14 protein-coding genes are annotated in these 17,857 nt (G+C 48.2%); 5 read left to right on the top strand and 9 right to left on the bottom strand.

Annotated elements, in window-relative coordinates:
• Positions 1-28 precede the first annotated feature (28 nt).
• From UWK_RS18020 to UWK_RS00970, 6 genes are all read right to left on the bottom strand, one after another.
• The gene (locus UWK_RS18020; RefSeq protein ID WP_015402482.1) at positions 29-2,809 is read right to left on the bottom strand and encodes a PAS domain S-box protein; all 2,781 of its coding nucleotides are present in this window, start codon (positions 2,807-2,809) and stop codon (positions 29-31) included.
• A gap of 18 nt (positions 2,810-2,827) precedes the next feature.
• Positions 2,828-3,181: a PilZ domain-containing protein gene (locus UWK_RS00990; RefSeq protein WP_015402481.1), complete on the bottom strand. Its 354-nt coding sequence runs from the start codon at positions 3,179-3,181 to the stop codon at positions 2,828-2,830.
• Positions 3,182-3,359: 178 nt separating this feature from the next.
• The gene (locus tag UWK_RS00985) at positions 3,360-5,219 is read right to left on the bottom strand and encodes a GGDEF domain-containing protein (RefSeq protein WP_015402480.1); all 1,860 of its coding nucleotides are present in this window, start codon (positions 5,217-5,219) and stop codon (positions 3,360-3,362) included.
• A gap of 9 nt (positions 5,220-5,228) precedes the next feature.
• The gene (locus UWK_RS00980) at positions 5,229-6,182 is read right to left on the bottom strand and encodes a transporter substrate-binding domain-containing protein (protein ID WP_015402479.1); all 954 of its coding nucleotides are present in this window, start codon (positions 6,180-6,182) and stop codon (positions 5,229-5,231) included.
• Positions 6,183-6,400: 218 nt separating this feature from the next.
• The gene (locus UWK_RS00975) at positions 6,401-7,708 is read right to left on the bottom strand and encodes a DEAD/DEAH box helicase (protein WP_015402478.1); all 1,308 of its coding nucleotides are present in this window, start codon (positions 7,706-7,708) and stop codon (positions 6,401-6,403) included.
• Positions 7,709-7,889: 181 nt separating this feature from the next.
• Positions 7,890-8,102, bottom strand: a complete 213-nt coding sequence (locus UWK_RS00970; RefSeq protein ID WP_015402477.1) for a hypothetical protein — start codon at positions 8,100-8,102, stop codon at positions 7,890-7,892.
• 272 nt (positions 8,103-8,374) lie between these two features.
• On the opposite strand from UWK_RS00970, the gene UWK_RS00965 reads away from it, so the two are divergent.
• Together UWK_RS00965 and UWK_RS00960 are read left to right on the top strand one after the other, a co-directional pair.
• Entirely contained in the window at positions 8,375-9,271 is an 897-nt protein-coding gene (locus UWK_RS00965; protein WP_015402476.1) for a helix-turn-helix domain-containing protein, read from the top strand.
• 25 nt (positions 9,272-9,296) lie between these two features.
• Complete coding sequence (locus tag UWK_RS00960) at positions 9,297-9,701, top strand: hypothetical protein (RefSeq protein WP_015402475.1); 405 nt, start codon at positions 9,297-9,299, stop codon at positions 9,699-9,701.
• 227 nt (positions 9,702-9,928) lie between these two features.
• Here the strand turns inward: UWK_RS00960 and UWK_RS00955 are convergent, their stop codons facing one another.
• The 3 genes from UWK_RS00955 to UWK_RS00945 are packed head-to-tail and all read right to left on the bottom strand — an operon-like array spanning position 9,929 to position 14,043.
• Positions 9,929-10,279 (bottom strand): PilZ domain-containing protein, encoded by a 351-nt coding sequence (locus UWK_RS00955; protein WP_015402474.1) that lies wholly within the window; start codon positions 10,277-10,279, stop codon positions 9,929-9,931.
• Positions 10,280-10,334: 55 nt separating this feature from the next.
• Positions 10,335-12,611, bottom strand: coding sequence for a carboxyl transferase domain-containing protein (locus UWK_RS00950; protein ID WP_015402473.1), 2,277 nt, complete (start codon positions 12,609-12,611; stop codon positions 10,335-10,337).
• A 28-nt stretch (positions 12,612-12,639) separates the two neighbouring features.
• On the bottom strand, positions 12,640-14,043 hold the full coding sequence (locus tag UWK_RS00945) for an ATP-binding protein (RefSeq protein ID WP_015402472.1): 1,404 nt from the start codon (positions 14,041-14,043) through the stop codon (positions 12,640-12,642).
• Between the two features lie 240 nt (positions 14,044-14,283).
• Here UWK_RS00945 and UWK_RS00940 point away from each other — a divergent pair, with 240 nt between their 5' ends.
• From UWK_RS00940 to prfB, 3 genes are all read left to right on the top strand, one after another.
• Entirely contained in the window at positions 14,284-15,168 is an 885-nt protein-coding gene (locus UWK_RS00940) for a hemolysin family protein (RefSeq protein WP_015402471.1), read from the top strand.
• Positions 15,165-16,739 carry an apolipoprotein N-acyltransferase gene (gene lnt, locus UWK_RS00935; RefSeq protein WP_015402470.1) on the top strand — a complete coding sequence of 525 codons (1,575 nt, stop codon included), beginning with the start codon at positions 15,165-15,167 and terminating at the stop codon, positions 16,737-16,739. The genes UWK_RS00940 and lnt overlap by 4 nt, the downstream gene beginning before the upstream one ends.
• A gap of 6 nt (positions 16,740-16,745) precedes the next feature.
• Positions 16,746-17,856, top strand: a protein-coding gene (prfB, locus tag UWK_RS00930) for a peptide chain release factor 2 (RefSeq protein WP_153304786.1) whose coding sequence is annotated in 2 segments (ribosomal slippage) — positions 16,746-16,829 and positions 16,831-17,856 — 1,110 coding nt in all. Because the reading frame shifts where the segments join, the coding sequence is not laid out codon by codon here.
• Position 17,857 lies beyond the last annotated feature (1 nt).

Here is a 17,857-nt window from a genome sequence, read left to right as displayed (position 1 = left end):
ACGATATAAGAATGTTATAGTTATTTATTTACAACGACTTAAGGACAGACGCTATGGTGTCACTTAGCCCCTTCAGGTCGAAGGGTTTAGCAATGGCGGCCACAAAGCCGTATTTTTTGTACTCGGCCATAACTGGATCGTTTGAATATCCACTGGACACAATGATTTTTGCCTTTGGGTCTATCTGGAGGAGTTTCCGGGCTGCCTCTTGTCCCCCCATACCACCAGGAATAGTAAGATCCATAATTACAAGATCAACGGGACTTGCAGCATCCTGCAATTCCTGATATCTGTTGATTGCCTGTACACCATCCATCACCGGTATGGCTTCGTGGCCAAGGACACTAAGTTGGGCCTGGGCAACATCAAGCAGCATTTTCTCATCATCCATAATCATGACCCTGCACGCCTTTGTCAGTGGCTCGATAATTCCGGTATTTGTCCTGGCAAGGTTTCCATGCAGTATGGCGGGCAGGTAGATACTGAAACAGGTTCCCCGACCAGTGGTGGAGTCAACGGTGATATGTCCGTCATGTTTATTGATAATTGAATGGCATATCGCAAGTCCGAGGCCACTGCCCTCCTGTTTTGTTGAGAAATAGGGGTCAAATATTTTATCGATGATATTCCTGGGGATGCCTATACCGGTATCCTGAAGAGTAATGCGGACATAATTCCCCACATCCACGCTCAAAAGAGATTCCATTGCAGCATTACTGATATTGTCGCAACGAATCGATAGGGTACCTCCTTCGGGCATGGCATGTTTGGCGTTCAAGGCGATGTTCTGGATAACCTGTCCAATCTGTCCACTGTCCACATCAACCATCCAGAGGTCGTCGGGAAAGCTGTATTTGCAGGTAATCTTGCTGTCATGGAGTACAAAATCAGTTGATTCGGTTATCAGTTGGGGAAGTGCAGTTTCCTCTCTCACCGGGTCCCCGCCTTTTGCAAATGTCAGCAGCTGCTGTGTCAACTTTGTTGCTCTTCGGGTGGCCTTTTTGGCATCGTTGAGCAGAGCCATGGTTTTAGTATCTTCCTTGTCAATCCTGAAGGCTGTGAGCTCAATGTTTCCGAGAATAGCGGCTAGAATATTGTTAAAATCGTGAGCAATTCCTCCGGCAAGGACACCAATGGATTCGAGTTTTTTGATTTTAAGCAACTCTTCTTCCATTTTCTGCTCATTGGTGACATCGCGAAATACCAGCACGACTCCAACGATCTTACTTGCTCTGTCTCGAATGGGAGCACCACTGTCAGCGATGCTTCTCAGTGTCCCATCCCTGGCAATGAGTGCCGTGTGATTGGCAAGACCCACGATTCTACCAAGTTCTAATACACGCTGTACCGGACTAATGCATTTTTCTCCGGTTTTCTCATTAATGATGTTGAATATTTCCGAGGAGGGTTTTCCCTGTGCTTCGCTGTTCTTCCAGCCAGTCAAGCTTTCTGCAACTTTATTTAAAAAGACTATATTTCCCATCACATCAGTTGCAATTACACCATCCCCAATGGAGCGCAGGGTGACAGCAAGTCTTTCCTGCTCGGAGGCTAATCTCTCTTCAGCTTCCTTGGTCGTGGTGATGTCAAGAACGGTTGCATAAATGACCTCCCTTCCATCATAAATGATTTTTTTAAGGTCTATCTGAACGGGAAAGGTGGAATTGTCTCCAGGACGACGGGCAATCCATTCGAATTGCTGGGGGTGTCCTGCGAAAGCTTTTCTCCAGAAATCGAGCAGGATATCCAGAGGATTATCCGGCGAAGAAAAGTCAGCGATGGAGAGGGTGAGGGCCCGCCTTTTTTCTACTTTGTACATCTCCAGCATGGTCTGGTTCAGGTCAAGGATGTTACCATTCAGGTCATGGAGAAAAATGGCGGCAGGAGAGGAGTCAAAGATGATCTGCAGGTCTTTTGTTTTGACTGAAATCTGTTTTCTGAGTACCAGGGAGACGAGAAAGATGATGATCAGGAGAGTTCCACCGATGAGGACAGTTACTTTAACCCACCGGGGAATTTTTGACGGCTGTCCTTCCTGGCCGAACCACTTTTCAAGGGATCTGTAGTAAACAGAATTCTTGTCCTCTCGCAAAAGGCTGAGGTGATGGTCTATGGCAGTGAGTATGTCTGGGTTTTTCCCCTTTGGTACTGCGTAACGGACCTCTATGGGGTTAAAAATCATCGGGGTTGCCTTCACATTGAAGTGATGTGCATTCTGCATGGCGTACATTCGGTTGACCACACCAAGATCCACCGAGCCATCTTCCACTTGTTTCAGTACTTCATCGTAACTCTGCAGGTACACCGATGATACCTGCTTGCTGAATTTTTCCATAAGCTCGGAAAAGACCTTGGCATGAATATCGTTTTCGAGCAGTGCAATGGTTTTTCCGTCCAGGTCAAGGAGGGAGTCTGCTTCAGTAAAAGGATTGCGATATAATCGTCCCCAGTTAGTGATCAGGGTTTCGTCCGGGAAGCTGAAAAGTTGTGAGCGGACAGAGGAATAGGCGATGGAAACCTGGAGATCGATCTCTCCACGTTCGAGTCTTTGCAGGCATTCAGTCCAACTGCCGGGTACGAATTCGAGTTCCCATCCCTCTGCCGCTGCAATGGCGCGCAGAACATCGATGGTGAGGCCCTGGAAATTCCCCTGTTCATCCTCAAAGACAAGCGGTTTGTTACTGTAGACACCAACTTTCAACTGCTTTGAAAAACTGTGTTCAGGCAGTATGAGCGTTAGAAAAAGACAACTGGTCAGAAAAAAGCAGGCAAGGCTGTTAAGAGAAAGTCTGGTATGGGATGGCTGCATGAGAAAGTATGATTTCTCCTATAATGACGATTTGTTATCAGCAAAGAGTAACATCCTTAACAGTTTCTGTTGGGTGACAGAGAGTTTACCAAATTGTACTCCTGCTTTTTTGTAAACCATTCCGGGGATTTTTGAGAAGGAGAATTCCCTGTTCCAGACAACCTTTCCAGGTATTTGTCTTGCGTCGAGATTCTTCGCCTGACAGAGGAGGTCAAGGGAAAATTCGCCTCTTAAATTGCTTGTCGCTTCGTCTAGAAATACTAAGGCAAGGCCCCCTTTACTGATGTCTGTTACCCTGGCAACTTTATCGCAAGCAAGAGCTCGAATCTCACTGGCAATAGTAAAACGCTCATATTTTCGTTGTTCCAGCATAATGGCTTCCTCTGCGGTCCTGTTGATATTAAAAAGACTCTTTTTCAAGAAAAGCCAGGGGGACTCGGGGGGGAAACATCCAGACAGCTCGAATGCAGCTGCAGATTACTTTTATAAGAATCCCTCTTTTAATCCTATGTGCAAATAAGGTGTCTTGTCAAGGAATCCGGCGTAGCGTTCAGGGAGCTGCGATTTTCACCTGATTTCGACCAGCTTGTTTGGCCGCATACATCGCTGAATCTGCAGCCCCGATTATTCCTTCCCAGGATTTGTGATGCTCTGGAAAACAAGCCACTCCTATGCTTGCCGTTACCTTGATTGTCTGTCCGTCTTTCAGTGGAATAGGGTATCTTCTAATCTCTTTACATAATCTTTCTGCCAGTTCATGGGCTTCAGTCAGAGGTGTCTCCGGGAGAACGACAATGAATTCTTCTCCACCATATCGAGCGACATAGTCTGTCTTGCGGATGGATACTGCCAGAATTTTTGCCAGATGGCGGAGAACAATATCTCCGCTCAGGTGACCATAGGTGTCGTTGACCGTTTTGAAATGATCCAGATCCACCATAAAGATTGAAAGAGTATGGTTGTAACGCTCTGCCCGGTCAATTTCTTCAATTACCCGCTTTTCCAGCATCCTGCGATTGAAAAGCCCGGTCAGGGGATCATGGGTAGAAAGATAACGGGCCTCTTCTTCAGCCTGTTTTCGGGCTGTGATGTTTCTGGCTATCCCTAAAACTCCCACCAGTGTTCCTTCACTGTCACGCAGAGGGGTTCGTATTATTTCCACCGATTCTTCATGGCCATCGTCAGCATAGGTAACCGTCTCTTCGTTGATAAGAGGGGCGTCAGCATCCATAGCCTCCTGGTCGAGTATGCGTAATGAATCTGCCCGCTCCCTTTCGACAAAATCGTAATCTGTCTTGCCGATAATTTCTTCTTCTGTTGCGCCGTATAGGCGTTCGAATTTAGGGTTACAGGAAAGGTAGACTCCTTCAGGGTTTTTCAGCCAGACGAGATCAGGAATTGTTTCTACCAGAGTCTGGAGACGTGTTTCACTGTCCAGTCGTTTTTGCACCTCCTGCTTAAGAAGTGCATTTTTCTGAAGCATCAGGGTATGTTGACGATCAGCCTCTTCAACCTGTCTGCGTAAAAGCATGGTGTGGGCTTTCGCCTGACTTCGAATCATTATGAAATAGAGCGCTAGAAGGGTAAGAAGAATGAGAGAGACAGGGTACCAGCGTGATGTAAGAAAGGTAGTGAGTGCATCCCTGTGAGCATGTTGTGCCGTCAAAATAAATGGAGTCTCGCCTATGGGCATTTGTATTACAGGTGAAGTCGCATTGGCCGAAATGGGCGGAGTTGGCTGTGGACTTCCGGAAGGGGCATTGTTGATAACGTATTTGGTGTCAGCGATGATGGTGGCGTATTTGATGTTTTCCGATTCCTGGCTATGGGTCAGATACTGAATAACCTCCTCACGGTTGATCTCTGCGATGATTGTTCCCATCCGTTTGCCCTTGTGAAAATAGGGGAGGGTAAGGATTACATGGATACGTTTTCCATTCATAACGACAAAGGAGGCAATTCGATCAGTCTCGGGTATACCAGAATTCGACCAGGGAACGCTCTTGCCACTTGATAATCCAACATCAATCAGATTGTTTCCCTGATTTTCCGTGAACAGCAAACGAAGGTAAATGGGGAGATTGTTGAGCTTCTTTTCTTGAACTATTTTCTGGAAACTTTCCCGCATTGAGATGAGACTGGCACGCAAGCCGTATTCCATGGACATGCCAAGGGCCCGGTTGGAAAAAAAGTTATCCAGGCTATGGTCTCTGGCCAGAGTGTTGATGTCGTTTTCCCGTTCCGAATGGAAGTAGCTGAGTATGGCAGCTTTTTTTTCAAGGTTAAAGCGTAAGCTGCTTTCAGAGGCCTGTCGCAGATTTTGCTGGGACATAAAACTGGATCCCACCAGCAGGAGGAGGTAGGTTATTAAAAAGGGCGCTGCGGCAAATGTAAGAAATCGCTTTATCATCTGCTGGAATCACTCTGTGAAAAAGTCTGAATAATAACTGAAGACCGTGGGATAGTATTTCTTCACGATCCTGTTATAGGTGCCGTCCCGTTTGATCTTTTCTAGATACATATTGAACGCTTCAAGGAGTTCTGGCGACTCTTTTCTGAAACCGGATCCCATCACCTGCCTTGCGGAAACGGGTCCAATTACTTTTAACTGCCCCGGCCATTTTTCCAGGGCAATCAAAGCGTCAGGAACATCCAGAAGGGTGGCTTCCGCTTCACGGGCTAAAATTGCCGGTGCCATTTCATTGAGCCGGATTTTCTTTTTCGGCAGACGGATATTGGCTCGTGTCTCCGATAGCCTGTACAGTGCGGGATCCAGGCAGGTGTTTTCCATGGCCAACACGCTGTGGCCATCAAGGGAATTCTTGACGGCAACAATATCAGCTTCGATTGAGCCCGACGGTTTTATTGGCTGCAGGTTGGATTCGGAGCGGGCTAGCAGCCAGACGGCCGATGGAAAAGTGGGGTTTGAGAAATTGATAACAGCCTGGCGCCACGGGAGGACTGTCATCCCGGTGGAAATGATATCACCCTTCACAGGGGTGCTTTCGAGATATCTGGCACCGTTTTCATCGCGAGAGGCATGACGTCCGGTGAGATCGCCAAGGATAGTGTTCCAGTCACTTGCTATGAACAGGTAGTTGACCCCAATGTACGATGCGAATCCCTGTACCAGTTCAATGTTTAGGCCGTCTCCACTTCCGGTTATAAAGTTGGCATAGGGGATTCCCAGATGGCGTAAAACACCTGAATTTTTGATTTCCTGAAGATCCTGACTTGAAGCGGTTAGTGGAAAGCATAATGGTAGCCATAACAATATGCATAATGACACTGATCGAAGGACCGGAGAAAATATCAGCCGCAGACGGTACGAAGGGCGAAAGGTGGATCCAGGAGTGTCCAGCGTCTCAAGCATGTTTTCCTCTTATGGTCTATCGAAAAAGAAAATTCTCCTTAACCTGTTTGCAATAGATACTTTTTTCTATTTAATGGTATGTGAAAAGCCTGTTTCCTGTCAAGGATAGAGTGTGCCTTGATGGGGAACAGAGGAAAGGAGGAAGTGATTGCAGCAACGGATCCCTTGCTGCAATCATGTGGTGTCAGCAATATGAAGTGGTCTGATTGCCTCTACTGCTATTTCCCTTTTTGACCGAGGCCAAAGATATTGGAGGCGCGTTTTGGATCTGTAGATTTTTTTGCCTTGGCGGCAGGTTTCTTTTGTCTGTTGCCGGAAGGACGCGGCCCTGTCTGTTTCTTTGGCCTGCGATTGTGCTTACGGGGAACCTGGTTTCCTTTCTGTTCCTGTTGTTCACTGGCCTCTTCCATATAAAAACCGTCAATAGCGATTCGTTTGATGGTCTTTCCCTGGAGTTTTTCAATGGCTTTGACCATTGCCTGGTCATCGTAGCACATAAAACTGATGGCACGGCCACTGCGTTCGGCACGTCCTGTCCGTCCAATGCGATGGGTGTAGGCTTCGGCGGTTGAGGGAAGATCAAAGTTGACAACCTGGGCTACCCGTGACACATCAATACCACGAGCAGCGATGTCGGTTGCCACCAGTATCTTGAATGTCCCGTCCCGAAAACCTTCCAGTGCCATGTTTCGCTGGTTTTGTGACATGTTTCCCTGAAGTGCAGAGGTGGAGAATCCAGATTTTTCGAGCTTTTTAGCAAGATTTTTTGCGCCGTATTTGGTGCGGGTGAAGATCAAAGTCGATCCTTCCACAGGGTCCTTTTGAAGGATATGGACGAGGAGATCGGATTTTTGTCGTTTTGAGACCGGGTAGAGTGCCTGGGTAATAAGGTCAAGGGGTTGCTCTAGTTTGATCCGTATCTCTTTCGGGTTGGTCAGTGTTTCATCTGCCAGTTTACGGATATCGGCCGGCATGGTGGCAGAAAAGAGGAGGGTTTGACGCTTAGACGGCAGGTGTTTGAGAATACGACGGATATCGGGAAAAAATCCCATGTCGAACATCTGGTCTGCCTCATCGAGAACGAGTGTTGCCACACTGGTCAGTTTGAGATCATGATTGTTTAAATGGTCAAGAAGACGGCCAGGGCAGGCGACGAGGATTTCAACACCGCGGTTGAATGCATCGAATTGAGGCTTTTTTCCCACACCGCCATAGACAGCAAGGATTCGTAGCCCGGTGTCTGCTGCAAGTTCCTTAAAGCTTGTGGTAATCTGTTCTGCGAGTTCTCTGGTTGGTGCTATGATAAGCGCTCGGACATTGCCCCGTGGCCCCCCGGCTAATTTTTCGATAATGGGGAGAGCAAAGGCAGCGGTTTTACCCGTTCCTGTCTGGGCAAGTCCCAGGATATCTTTCCCGCTCATCACTTCAGGGATGGCTTTTTCCTGGATGGGGGTCGGGTGCTCATAGCCGCAGGTGCTGATGTTGCTGTTGATCTGTGCCATGAACTGAAACTGTTTAAAACTCATCTGAACTCCTTGTTCTTTCAATTGTCTTTGGTGAAAAAAGGAAAGACCCTATCAGGAAAACAGATGTGCTACCACTCTTTTCTACGCTAAGCCATAATTAACGAGTGTTTTTATGAAGAGAAAAACTCCGTCAGAGGCTGGAAACCCAATTCTGTGAGCTTCCAGCCCCAGGTAATACTGCTTAGCAGCCTTCGATTGCGGCAGCCTTTGTTGTGGCCGTTTTTACTTTGACCTCCGTACCTGCGGCAAGGCTTGCGGCTTTGTCACCGCAATCCATGGTTATTACATTTCCTTCAACTTTTTCAACCGTACATTTAAGAGTGGCTGCCTGTGCAGTTACGCTGATCATTACGGTGAGGGCCAGGGCTGTAATCAATGCTGTTACTGTTCTCATGTTTTCCTCCGGTGGTGGATTGTTTGTGATGGGCTCAATGCCCTTTCCTTTGACTTCAATGTAGGTCACAATGAGGTAATAAAAAACCCGATATCGGGAGATGTCGGGTTTCCGTGACTGGCTGGTTTCGTAATATCAGTGTGTTACATTGTCTGTTGAGTTCTTGTTTTGCCTCGAAATATATGAAAGAAAGTTGTAAACTGTGGAAAATAGCGTAGGTTGGATTTGAATTGTAACGAAAACTGCCATTTACTTAGTCAGGACGAAAAAGGATGAAATCAGGGATAGCCATGGTGCAGGTCAGCGGGACTAAGGTACGCGCTCTTCGTGAAGAACAGAACCTGACACAGCTCTACGTGGCAACCGCAGTTGGTGTGACCACCGAGACTATCTCCCGATGGGAACGTCAGGAAGCCCCTACCCTGAAAGAGGAGAATGGTATAAAACTGGCCGATGCCCTGGCTGTTTCTCTGTCGGAGATTCTCGCCGTTCCAGAAGAAAAGGCAGAGCAGGTTGAGGCTGTCTCCCCTGCCTCGAGAAGTAAAAAGACTCTGCTGTTTATAGCTGCAAACGTTCTATTGCTTGGGGTCCTGCTCTTTTTTATTATTACCTTCAGGAGTGCTGATGTCCTGCAACTCTCGGCCCAGAGACGCATGCCCGCCCATACAGTATCTGGGCATCCTTTCCCGGTCGTTGTTGAGGTTGTCTTTGAATCGGGAAAAGACTCCTCACTGCTCTTTAAGGAGCAGTTGGCGGCAGGTTGCAATGTTGTGGCTTCCATGCCTCAGGCCACGGTGGTGGATGGCGGGTTTTTGAAATGGATAGATAAGGATGGTCCAGGCAAAAGAGTTTTTTCCTATATAGCGCGGTGTGTAGCCAGAGAGGAGACAGAAAATGAGCCTCTTTCCTTCACTGGCACACTTCTCGTGCGTCAGTCGAGCCGTGAGGAAATCACTGTGGATGGCAGAAGTCGCATCCGTTTGCTGGAGTTTCACTGGGCTGACAGCGATAAAAATAACATCATTGACGATGAAGAGTTGCTCGCCGTGTATGACGATTTTGGTCGTGTGGAAGGTCTTGGCGTTAATGTTGAAGAAGTGGAATCCATCTGGATGGGATCCGGGTATCGCTGGGATGCGAAACTGTCAACTTTTGATATTATTCCATGATGGTAATGAGACAGGAGTAAAAAGTATGAAAAAGAATAGAAGAGGGTTCCCGAATATCTGGGTTTTGCTGCTGTCGTGTGTGTGTCTGGTTCTGAGTGCTGAGGTCAGGGCCGAGGGGGTTCAGGCCAGGTACCTGGAGAACAGTGCTGGGAGAAGTGTTCTGGAGATTATTATTGAGAATCCTGCGCCGAGTTCCATTATTGTTAATCAGCGCATCCCTGGAGGAATCCAGGTGCGGAGCGCAAGTCCTGAGTACAGTAAATTTTCGTCGGGGAAAAATGAGGCAAAGTGGTTATTTAAAAATCCTGCTCCGGGGGTACAGCATATTATTTTGAACTATAAGTCACCTCTTCCAGGCAGGGGGGCTACTGCTGTCATACGCTGCAAAAGTCCCAAGGATGGATCTCTGATGACCATCAATGTGGAATGATGGCGGGTATGTGGCGTGGTGGCTTCATCGAGGACGAGAATTGGGTACGGGAGGGGGTGCAATTGTTCAGGTAAGTAGGCCGAAGACTGAAGGCTAAAGGTAAAACAGACGGGCCAGGTAAGCGGAACGAAGTGGGGACTCTGAGGGCCCGAAGGCTTTTACCTTTAGCCTTCCAGCTTTTGCGTAAGCAAAAGCGCACTTCAGACTATCCACCTGAGCAGTTACGGTTATTTTAACAAAAGCCTCAAACATTCCTCAAAGTTTCGGTCTCCCAGTCCGTTGAATTCGAAAAATTCCAGCCCCATTCCCTTTGGCTTACGAAATCGCTGAGTCCAGCGAACAACAGCCTGGGCCTGGATCATAACCTGCTCTCCCTCTTCATCGATAAACTGAAAGTTGAGTGAAACCACGCTTCCTTTGGGCATCAGATGCTCGGTTGCGAGAAACATACCACTGAGTCCACAATCTTCAGCTACCCCCTGGAAATATTCTTCCGTCTCTTTGTCAACCTGCTGTTTATTGAATCCTACACGAACATTACTGGCAATACGTTTGAATTGACGTTTTTCTTCAAACATTTTTTATCTCCATTTATTCGGAAAGCTGTTGGACAGGGGGGTGAATGTATGAAAATTATCTGTAATAAAGGTTGTGGCTTCCCATGGTCATAAGGGATTTGTAAAGATTGCGACGGAAGTCCCTGCGATCCCATATTCCCTGAATGTGACCGCGCTTTAAGGCGTTACGGGCTGAGTGGTAATCCGGTGGAATGTCGGTTCCCGTTGTTTCTCTGATGACCCGCGGCCCTGCGAATCCGACGCGGCTGGAGCGGATGGCGAATTGGTAGGGTGAGCATCCGAGAAAACTGGCAACTGGTCCTGCGTAGGAGTCATTATCGTAGACAACGATGTAGAGTCCGCCTGCATCAATATATTCACGAACCGCCATGGTGCATTTGGGCATCTGGGTGACTCCGAAAGTACCTTCCTGGATTCTGATACCGCCGGTGGTATGAACGTAAGAGAGCAGGGGGCGTTTCTTTCTTGCAGCCAGCTCACAGGCCTGAACAAATTTTTCTCCTTCTGCGGAACCGACGGTGCCGCTGCGAAAATCCTGATAGAGCATGGAGACCACGATTTTGATATCCATCACATTGGCAGTAAATGTCATGTTGCCTGCATTACGGCCGGTTTTTTTCTTGGCGTCCTTCAGTCGTGCATCAAAACCCTTATATCCCAACGGGTTTCCTGAGGTGATATCCATATTGAAAAAGAAGATGGAATTCGGGTCAAAAATGTTATGCAGGTACCATTTGTATTCAAGTGGAAAATGGTGGCCACAGTTTTCACACACACCTCCAAATTCGCCATACAAATCAGGTATCCAGAGATCCTTGCAACCATGGGTACCGCTGTTCGGACAGGTTACGGTTCTGTCCTCATTCGCTCGAGGGCTGGTGTAGGTATCTGTCAATTCCAGCGGGTCGTGCATGGGCTGAGATGTCTGTATAGGTACGGATGTATTATGGGTGATGCGCAGAGGTGGTCCCTGTTTTGTTCCCTCTTTGGCGAAGAACTCTTTTACCGTGATCAACGGGGTCGAGAGACGCTTGATTATGACCGAACCTTCGCCGGACATATCTCGAACCGCTTTCTTGATCTGCTTCTGGGAATTTTTTAATACATCATAACGCAGGTTGTAATAGACCTTTTCACTCTTTTCCTGGAACTGCTTAAAGAAGGTTTCAGTGGGTGCAGGATGGCCACTAAAACCTGCAAGGGCCATGTCCCGATATTTTTTTGAGCGCAGTGCAAGCAGTCTCCGCTGCTCGTCCGGGTTAAGGTCCCAGGGGATATCAACGGCTAGATGTTTCCGTTCGGTTTTTTTCTTTCTTCTTCTATTCTCCCAGTCGCGGAAGGCTTTGAAGCTTTTTGCACTGAGTACAACTTTATCCGTTGCCCGGGTGATCTCCGAACGGATCTGAGCAAAAAAGGCAAAATCATCGTGACGGGCACCAAGAGGGGGTTCTTTAACGATGGCATCAATGGTCCCCATGGATCGATTGTCTTTTGCAGTGAGCTTCAGGCGTTCGGCACACACTTCAACCAGTTCTTTGGGGACTTTCTCTCCCTCCTTTATTCTCCCTTCAATGGCAGCAGCTCCTTCAGGGGAGATTACTGAGTAGTATCCATGAGAACACATGAGGCGAAAGTCTGAAAGTCCAATGGCTTCAGCACCACCAGAGCCACCTTCTGAAATAAGTGACACCGACGGGACCCGCAGCTTGGTCATGGTGTAGATGTTACGGGCGATCTGCTGGGCCGCACCCGGGTACTCTTCTATGGGGAAGGAGCCAGGGGTGAAGATATAAAAATGAATGGGGATACCCTCTGTCTCGGCAACTTTCATGTAGCGCAATGCTTTTTCATTCCCCTCAGGCCTGCATGACCCACCATTACGAAACTCTTCCCCGTGCCCGGTTTCCTGGCCAATAACCATGACCGTTGCCGTGTAGGGCTTTCCTTTAATCTTCCTGACAATGGTAGCTTTGGCGCAGACCATTGCGGGGTCGATGTTGGCCTCATCCTGTCCGCCAAGTTCCGTATAGTCCTCGTAGACATTTTCCAGGATATCCTTGAGGCTGAAACGTTCTTTGGTTCGTACGATGCGAACCCGTTCCATGGGGGTCAGCTGCTCCTCAGCCCGTTCTTCCAGGAATGAGATTGACTCGTCAAGCTTACGGATTTCCTGGGCAAACTGCTCCTCGTGAAAATCGTAGGGGTTCTGCTTGAGTTTGGTGCAGGTCTCCTGGAATCCGAAAAGGTTGCCCCAGTTGGTGAAGTCTTTGATCTGTATCAGGTAGTTTATACGCTCTTCAATTTTCTGGAGCGCTTTAAGTAGTTCTATCATATTGTGATATATGTTTCGGTTGGATTTGTTAGAAGGTCAACAGCCGGTCCAGGTTAACTTTTAAATAGTCAAGATTCGTTATAATGTCGCCACCCTGGGAGTCCTTTCCTTTGATTTGTACTTCATCAATAAAACGAGCCGCACGTTTTTTCGCTTCATCCATGTTTTCGCCCCAGACGAGCGCCAGGGCAAGGTTCGGATCATACTCGCTTGGAATGGTGTACGGACGGTCAAAGGGCACATGGGTGTAGACAACAGACCAGTCGTGCTTTGGGAAGCTGAATTCAGTAATGGTGCCGATCCAGGGGGCAAAGCCGCGTCTGGTGTCTTCTGCCACGATACGCAGTTCAATGGATGCTCCTTTAAATTCCACACTATTCTGTTTGTAGCCGATCTTTTCCCCGAGAGCCAGTCTGATCTGTTCACGGATCAGGTTTGGATGTTTGTCATCGAGATAACTGATACGGGCCGAGACGTCATTTTCCACCTGAATCCTGGTGTTTACTTCGAGCAGGTAGGGTTGTCCTGAACGGGAGACGATCCATTCCCAGGTGCCGACATTGTCGTAGCGGACATGTGCGGCAAGTTTGAGCGAGTATTCGACTATCATGTCGAGTACTTTTTTCTCGTCAAAATCGTAATTAAAACAGGATCCATGAAAGCCTGGCGCGGCCTCCACTCGTTTCTGGCGCCCGGTGGACTGGATAGTACAGTTGCGGGATCCGAAGTGGATACGTTCACCGTGACGGGAACAGAGCAGCTGCACCTCCAGGTGATTGTAGTCGGTGAGGCACTGCTCAATGAGTACTCCGCCATCTCCAAACTGTCGTTTGGCATAATTCTGTACCTGACGATAAATGCGTCGGAACTGGGCTATTTCCGTAACTTCTTCAATACCCATTCCGCCGCCGCCAGCCGCAGCTTTTATGAGAATGGAAGGACGTTCGATTTCCTGTATCTTCTGGCTTTCAAGTAAATGGAAAGCAATTTCCTCGGCCTCCATTTCGTTGTAAATAGGGCTGTCGGTTCCGGGAATGGTGGGGATGTGCAGTTCGTTGGCAACTTTCTTGGTGTTGATTTTGTCGCCAAGATTTCTGATGACTTCCCAGCTTGGACCAATAAAGATAAGTGAGTGGTCACGAATTGTTGCCCGTCTGGCAAAACGAAAATCTTCTGAAAAGAAGCCGTATCCAGGGTGGATGGCAGTACAACCCGTATGGGTGGCTACGGCAAAGAGATCGTTGGGTTCCGTGTAGCTGTTAATCCGCCAGGCATTCTGATCGGGACCACTGGTCCTGTTACGTTGAACGTGCTCGGAGTCCTGGTCAGCATCGGTGTAAACCACAACGTAGTCAAGGTCTAGATCTTTGCAGGCCTCCATGATCCGAATGGCGATTTCGCCCCTGTTTGCAATAAGAACTTTTCCGTCCAATTTTTATCCTCTTATCGTAATCCTAGATACAGGGAAACTGTCTTCCATGCTGCATCATAATGCTTTTATAGGGTATTCACAGGATCGAATAATTCATTTAAACGATCTTTTTTTTTGGCAACACTCTCGAATGATGCCTACTATAGCCATACGGTAGCAATTAGAAAAGAAAAAAGGTACTATTTTTCCAGTGCCTTCATTCCGATACTCCAATTACAATAACTTTTATTCTCAACCAACATGACAAAAGAAAACCTAGAAGAACCGGCCGCTCCTGCTGAAAAGAAGACCCTGCTGGCACGGTTGACATCCCTGCTTCGATTTGGACGAGGTCCGGAGACGACAGAAGATCTCGAGCAAGAAATTCAGGAATTGCTCGAAGAGGGTGAAGAGCAGGGGTTGATATCCTCCCTTGAAGAGCGGATGATCAACTCCATCTTTGATTTCCATGATACCCTGGTGGGAGAGGTGATGACCCCATCGACTGAGATTGTGAGTGCTGATATCGGTACCGATATGAACGTACTGGTGGATCTGGTTATTGAAAAGGGCTTTACCAGGATTCCCATATATCGGGATACTGTTGATAATATTGTGGGCATTGTTCATGCTAAAAATTTGTTACAGATGTGTGCCAGAGCGCATGAAGGGAAAGGACTTGAGGATTTTTTAAATCCTCCACGGGTGATATCTGAAGATAAACCGATCGTGGATCTTCTTCGTGAGTTTCAAAAACAGAAGGTGCATGTGGCAGTGGTGGCTGATGAATTTGGAGCAGTGCGTGGTCTGGTGACACTTGAGGATATTCTCGAAGAAATCGTTGGTGAAATTGACGATGAGTCTGATGTGGAAAGAAGCCTGCTGCAGGTTATTAATGAAAACAGTGTCCAGGTGAAGGCTCAGGCAGATATTGAGGTTATTGAAGACTATTTCGGTGTAACCACTGCCGAGGGAAATTACGAGTCCATAGGCGGTTTTGTGATTTTTCTCCTTGGCCGTCTGGCAGTGGTCGGAGATACGGTTGATGCTGAAGGACTCCGGTTTACGGTGCTCGGTGCCTCCAGGCGTCAGATCGACTTGTTACGGGTGGATCGTCTGCCACTTCCCGGAGAAGAAGACAAATGAAAGGATCTTCCACCGGTGCAACACTACTGGTGAGTGGTGCTACAGTCCTTTTACTCTGGCTGGCCCTTGGCCTCGGTGCCTGGCCTCTGCTTGCTGTCTCCTGTGTTCCTTTTTTTGTGTATGTCTTCAGGGCGAGCAGGAAACAGGCTCTCTTCTGTGCCCTGCTGACGGGGATTGGTCATTTTCTTATTCTGCTCTACTGGATAGTTTTTGTATTGGGACAGTATGGTGGTTTACCGCTGTTTTTTTCTGTTCCAGCCCTGCTGCTGCTCTGTCTTTACATGACGGCGTATCTTGTTGCTTTTGTGCTGCTCACTCGCCTCTTTGTACACCGTTTCCCAGCCGCCGTCTCCATATGGTTGCTTCCGGTGGCCTGGGTTGCCCTGGATTTTCTTCGTTCCTTTTTCTTTTCCGGCTTTCCCTGGATGGATCTTGGCTACGGGGTCGCTGGTCTACCAATTCTGTTCCAGTCAGCGGATCTGTGGGGCCACTACGGACTGACCTTTCTCATTGTACAGCTTAACGGCCTTTTTGCTCTTGCTCTCCTTAATCGCACAGACATGCGAATGGCTGTGCGACTGGCGGCTCCCGTCTGTGTGCTATGTGTTGCCACTCTTTTGTACTCCGGTTGGCGCTGGCAGCAGGTCAAAAAAAATCTTATTCAGGCTGAAACTCTCAATGTCGCAGTGATTCAAGGGAATGTTGCTCAGGGGCAGAAATGGGATCCGGCTGTGAAGGTACGGACAGTTCAGGGCTATATCGGCCAGAGTCTGCAGCTGATGAGGGGGACGAGAAGTGATTTCCTCCGGCCTGATCTTATTGTCTGGCCCGAGACCGCGCTGCCTTTTTTTCCGCGTAATCATCCTCTTCTGACACCCATCAGGCGTTTTATAATTGATGAGCAGGTAATGCTTCTGGCCGGATCGCCCTGGTACGAGGAAGTGGAAGGTGAGGAAGAGAAGTATCAGCTTTTCAACTCAAGCCTTCTTTTTGACATCAGTGGTGAGATCATTGCTCGCACTTCCAAAAGTCATCTGGTTCCCTTTGGAGAGTATGTGCCTTTTAAGCGATTCCTGCCGTTTATTGCTCCACTGGTAGAAGCTGTGGGGGATTTTACTCCTGGAGAAATTCGTAATCCTCCTGCTTGTAAGACGACGCGGATTGGAGTATTAATCTGCTTCGAATCTATCTTCGGAGATATTTCCAGAAAATGGGTGGATGCCGGTGCCAGTCTCCTGGTCAACATGACAAATGATGCCTGGTACGGGAATTCCAGTGCTCCTTATCAGACGCTGGCTATGACCAGATTACGGGCGGTTGAAACACGGCGCTCCATTGTGCGCTCTGCCAACACTGGGTTTTCCGGATTTATTGATCCCATGGGACGTGTGCAGCAGGTGTCCCCTCTGTTTGTTCCATGGCAGGCAACGGAGAAGGTTGCTGTAATGGATGAGCGCACTTTTTTTGTACGTGGTGGCTACCTTTTTGCTCCTGCGTGCCTTGTATTGGCCTGTATGGGTGGCCTGATTGCCCTTGGGCGAAAAATAAAAAATTATAACTTATTGGAGTAAGGAATCATGTCAACAGAAACGGGAGCTGCGGTTTCGAAACAGAAACTGCAGGATCTTAAAGGTCGAATGCTGGCCTTGAAGGAGCATCTTTGACTTAGCTCGACGGAAGGACGATCTTGAAAATTTGGAACAGCAGACCCTTCAGCCGGGGTTTTGGGATGATGCTGATACGGCTAAAAGGGTTCAGAAGGAACTTGGAAAACTTCAGGACCTGATAGAGGGTTGGGAGGGACGCTGGGCTCTACTCGAGGAGGCAGACCTTCTCCTTGAAATGGCGGCTGAAGAAGAGGATTACGATACAGAGCACGAAGTGGCTGCGTCTCTGCCCGATATGGAAACAACCCTTGAGGTTGCAGAACTCGAGTGCATGTTTTCCGGTGAACACGATACTTCCAATGCCATTATCTCGATTCATGCCGGAGCCGGAGGAACCGAGGCTCAGGATTGGGTTGGGATTTTGCTCCGGATGTATCTTCGCTGGGCAGAAGCCAAAGGGTTTAAGGCGGATATTTTGGATATACTGGCGGGAGATGAGGCCGGCACCAAGAGTGTGACTTTTATAATCAAGGGACGTTTTGCATACGGGTATATGCGCTCGGAACTTGGTATCCATCGTCTTGTCCGGATTTCACCCTTTGATGCAAGTGGTAGACGTCATACATCCTTTGCTTCGGTTATGGTTATGCCAGAGCTAGACGATACTATTGACGTCGATATCGATGAGAAGGATCTGCGCGTAGACACCTATCGGGCCAGTGGCTCGGGCGGGCAGCATGTTAACAAAACAGATTCTGCCATTCGCATCACTCATATCCCCAGTGGTGTGGTGGTACAGTGTCAAAATGAACGTTCCCAGCATAGAAACAGGGATATGGCTATGAAAATGCTGGCTTCCCGCCTGTATGAACTGGAGAAGGAAAAGCAGGCGGAACAGCAGGCGGGACTGCATGGAGATAAGAAGGATATCTCCTGGGGAAGTCAGATCCGCTCCTACGTGCTCCAGCCCTATCGTCTGATTAAAGACCATCGGACAGAAGTTGAGATGGGAAACGTGGATGCCGTGCTTGATGGGAATCTGGATATGTTTATTAAGGCCTATTTACTCTGGGCCAAGTAGG

Source organism: Desulfocapsa sulfexigens DSM 10523 (genome assembly GCF_000341395.1).
Classification (GTDB): Bacteria; Desulfobacterota; Desulfobulbia; order Desulfobulbales; family Desulfocapsaceae; genus Desulfocapsa; species Desulfocapsa sulfexigens.
The sequence above is the reverse complement of the archived record's forward strand: the minus strand, read 5'-3'. Positions and strand labels throughout refer to the sequence as shown.

What these genes read in the sequence shown, in the direction of transcription:
- UWK_RS18020 (WP_015402482.1), bottom strand. Translation starts at nt 2,809, where the DNA reads ATGCAGCCATCCCATACCAGACTTTCTCTTAACAGCCTTGCCTGCTTT.
- UWK_RS00990 (WP_015402481.1), bottom strand. Translation starts at nt 3,181, where the DNA reads ATGCTGGAACAACGAAAATATGAGCGTTTTACTATTGCCAGTGAGATT.
- UWK_RS00985 (WP_015402480.1), bottom strand. Translation starts at nt 5,219, where the DNA reads ATGATAAAGCGATTTCTTACATTTGCCGCAGCGCCCTTTTTAATAACC.
- UWK_RS00980 (WP_015402479.1), bottom strand. Translation starts at nt 6,182, where the DNA reads ATGCTTGAGACGCTGGACACTCCTGGATCCACCTTTCGCCCTTCGTAC.
- UWK_RS00975 (WP_015402478.1), bottom strand. Translation starts at nt 7,708, where the DNA reads ATGAGTTTTAAACAGTTTCAGTTCATGGCACAGATCAACAGCAACATC.
- UWK_RS00970 (WP_015402477.1), bottom strand. Translation starts at nt 8,102, where the DNA reads ATGAGAACAGTAACAGCATTGATTACAGCCCTGGCCCTCACCGTAATG.
- UWK_RS00965 (WP_015402476.1), top strand. Translation starts at nt 8,375, where the DNA reads ATGAAATCAGGGATAGCCATGGTGCAGGTCAGCGGGACTAAGGTACGC.
- UWK_RS00960 (WP_015402475.1), top strand. Translation starts at nt 9,297, where the DNA reads ATGAAAAAGAATAGAAGAGGGTTCCCGAATATCTGGGTTTTGCTGCTG.
- UWK_RS00955 (WP_015402474.1), bottom strand. Translation starts at nt 10,279, where the DNA reads ATGTTTGAAGAAAAACGTCAATTCAAACGTATTGCCAGTAATGTTCGT.
- UWK_RS00950 (WP_015402473.1), bottom strand. Translation starts at nt 12,611, where the DNA reads ATGATAGAACTACTTAAAGCGCTCCAGAAAATTGAAGAGCGTATAAAC.
- UWK_RS00940 (WP_015402471.1), top strand. Translation starts at nt 14,284, where the DNA reads ATGACAAAAGAAAACCTAGAAGAACCGGCCGCTCCTGCTGAAAAGAAG.
- lnt (WP_015402470.1), top strand. Translation starts at nt 15,165, where the DNA reads ATGAAAGGATCTTCCACCGGTGCAACACTACTGGTGAGTGGTGCTACA.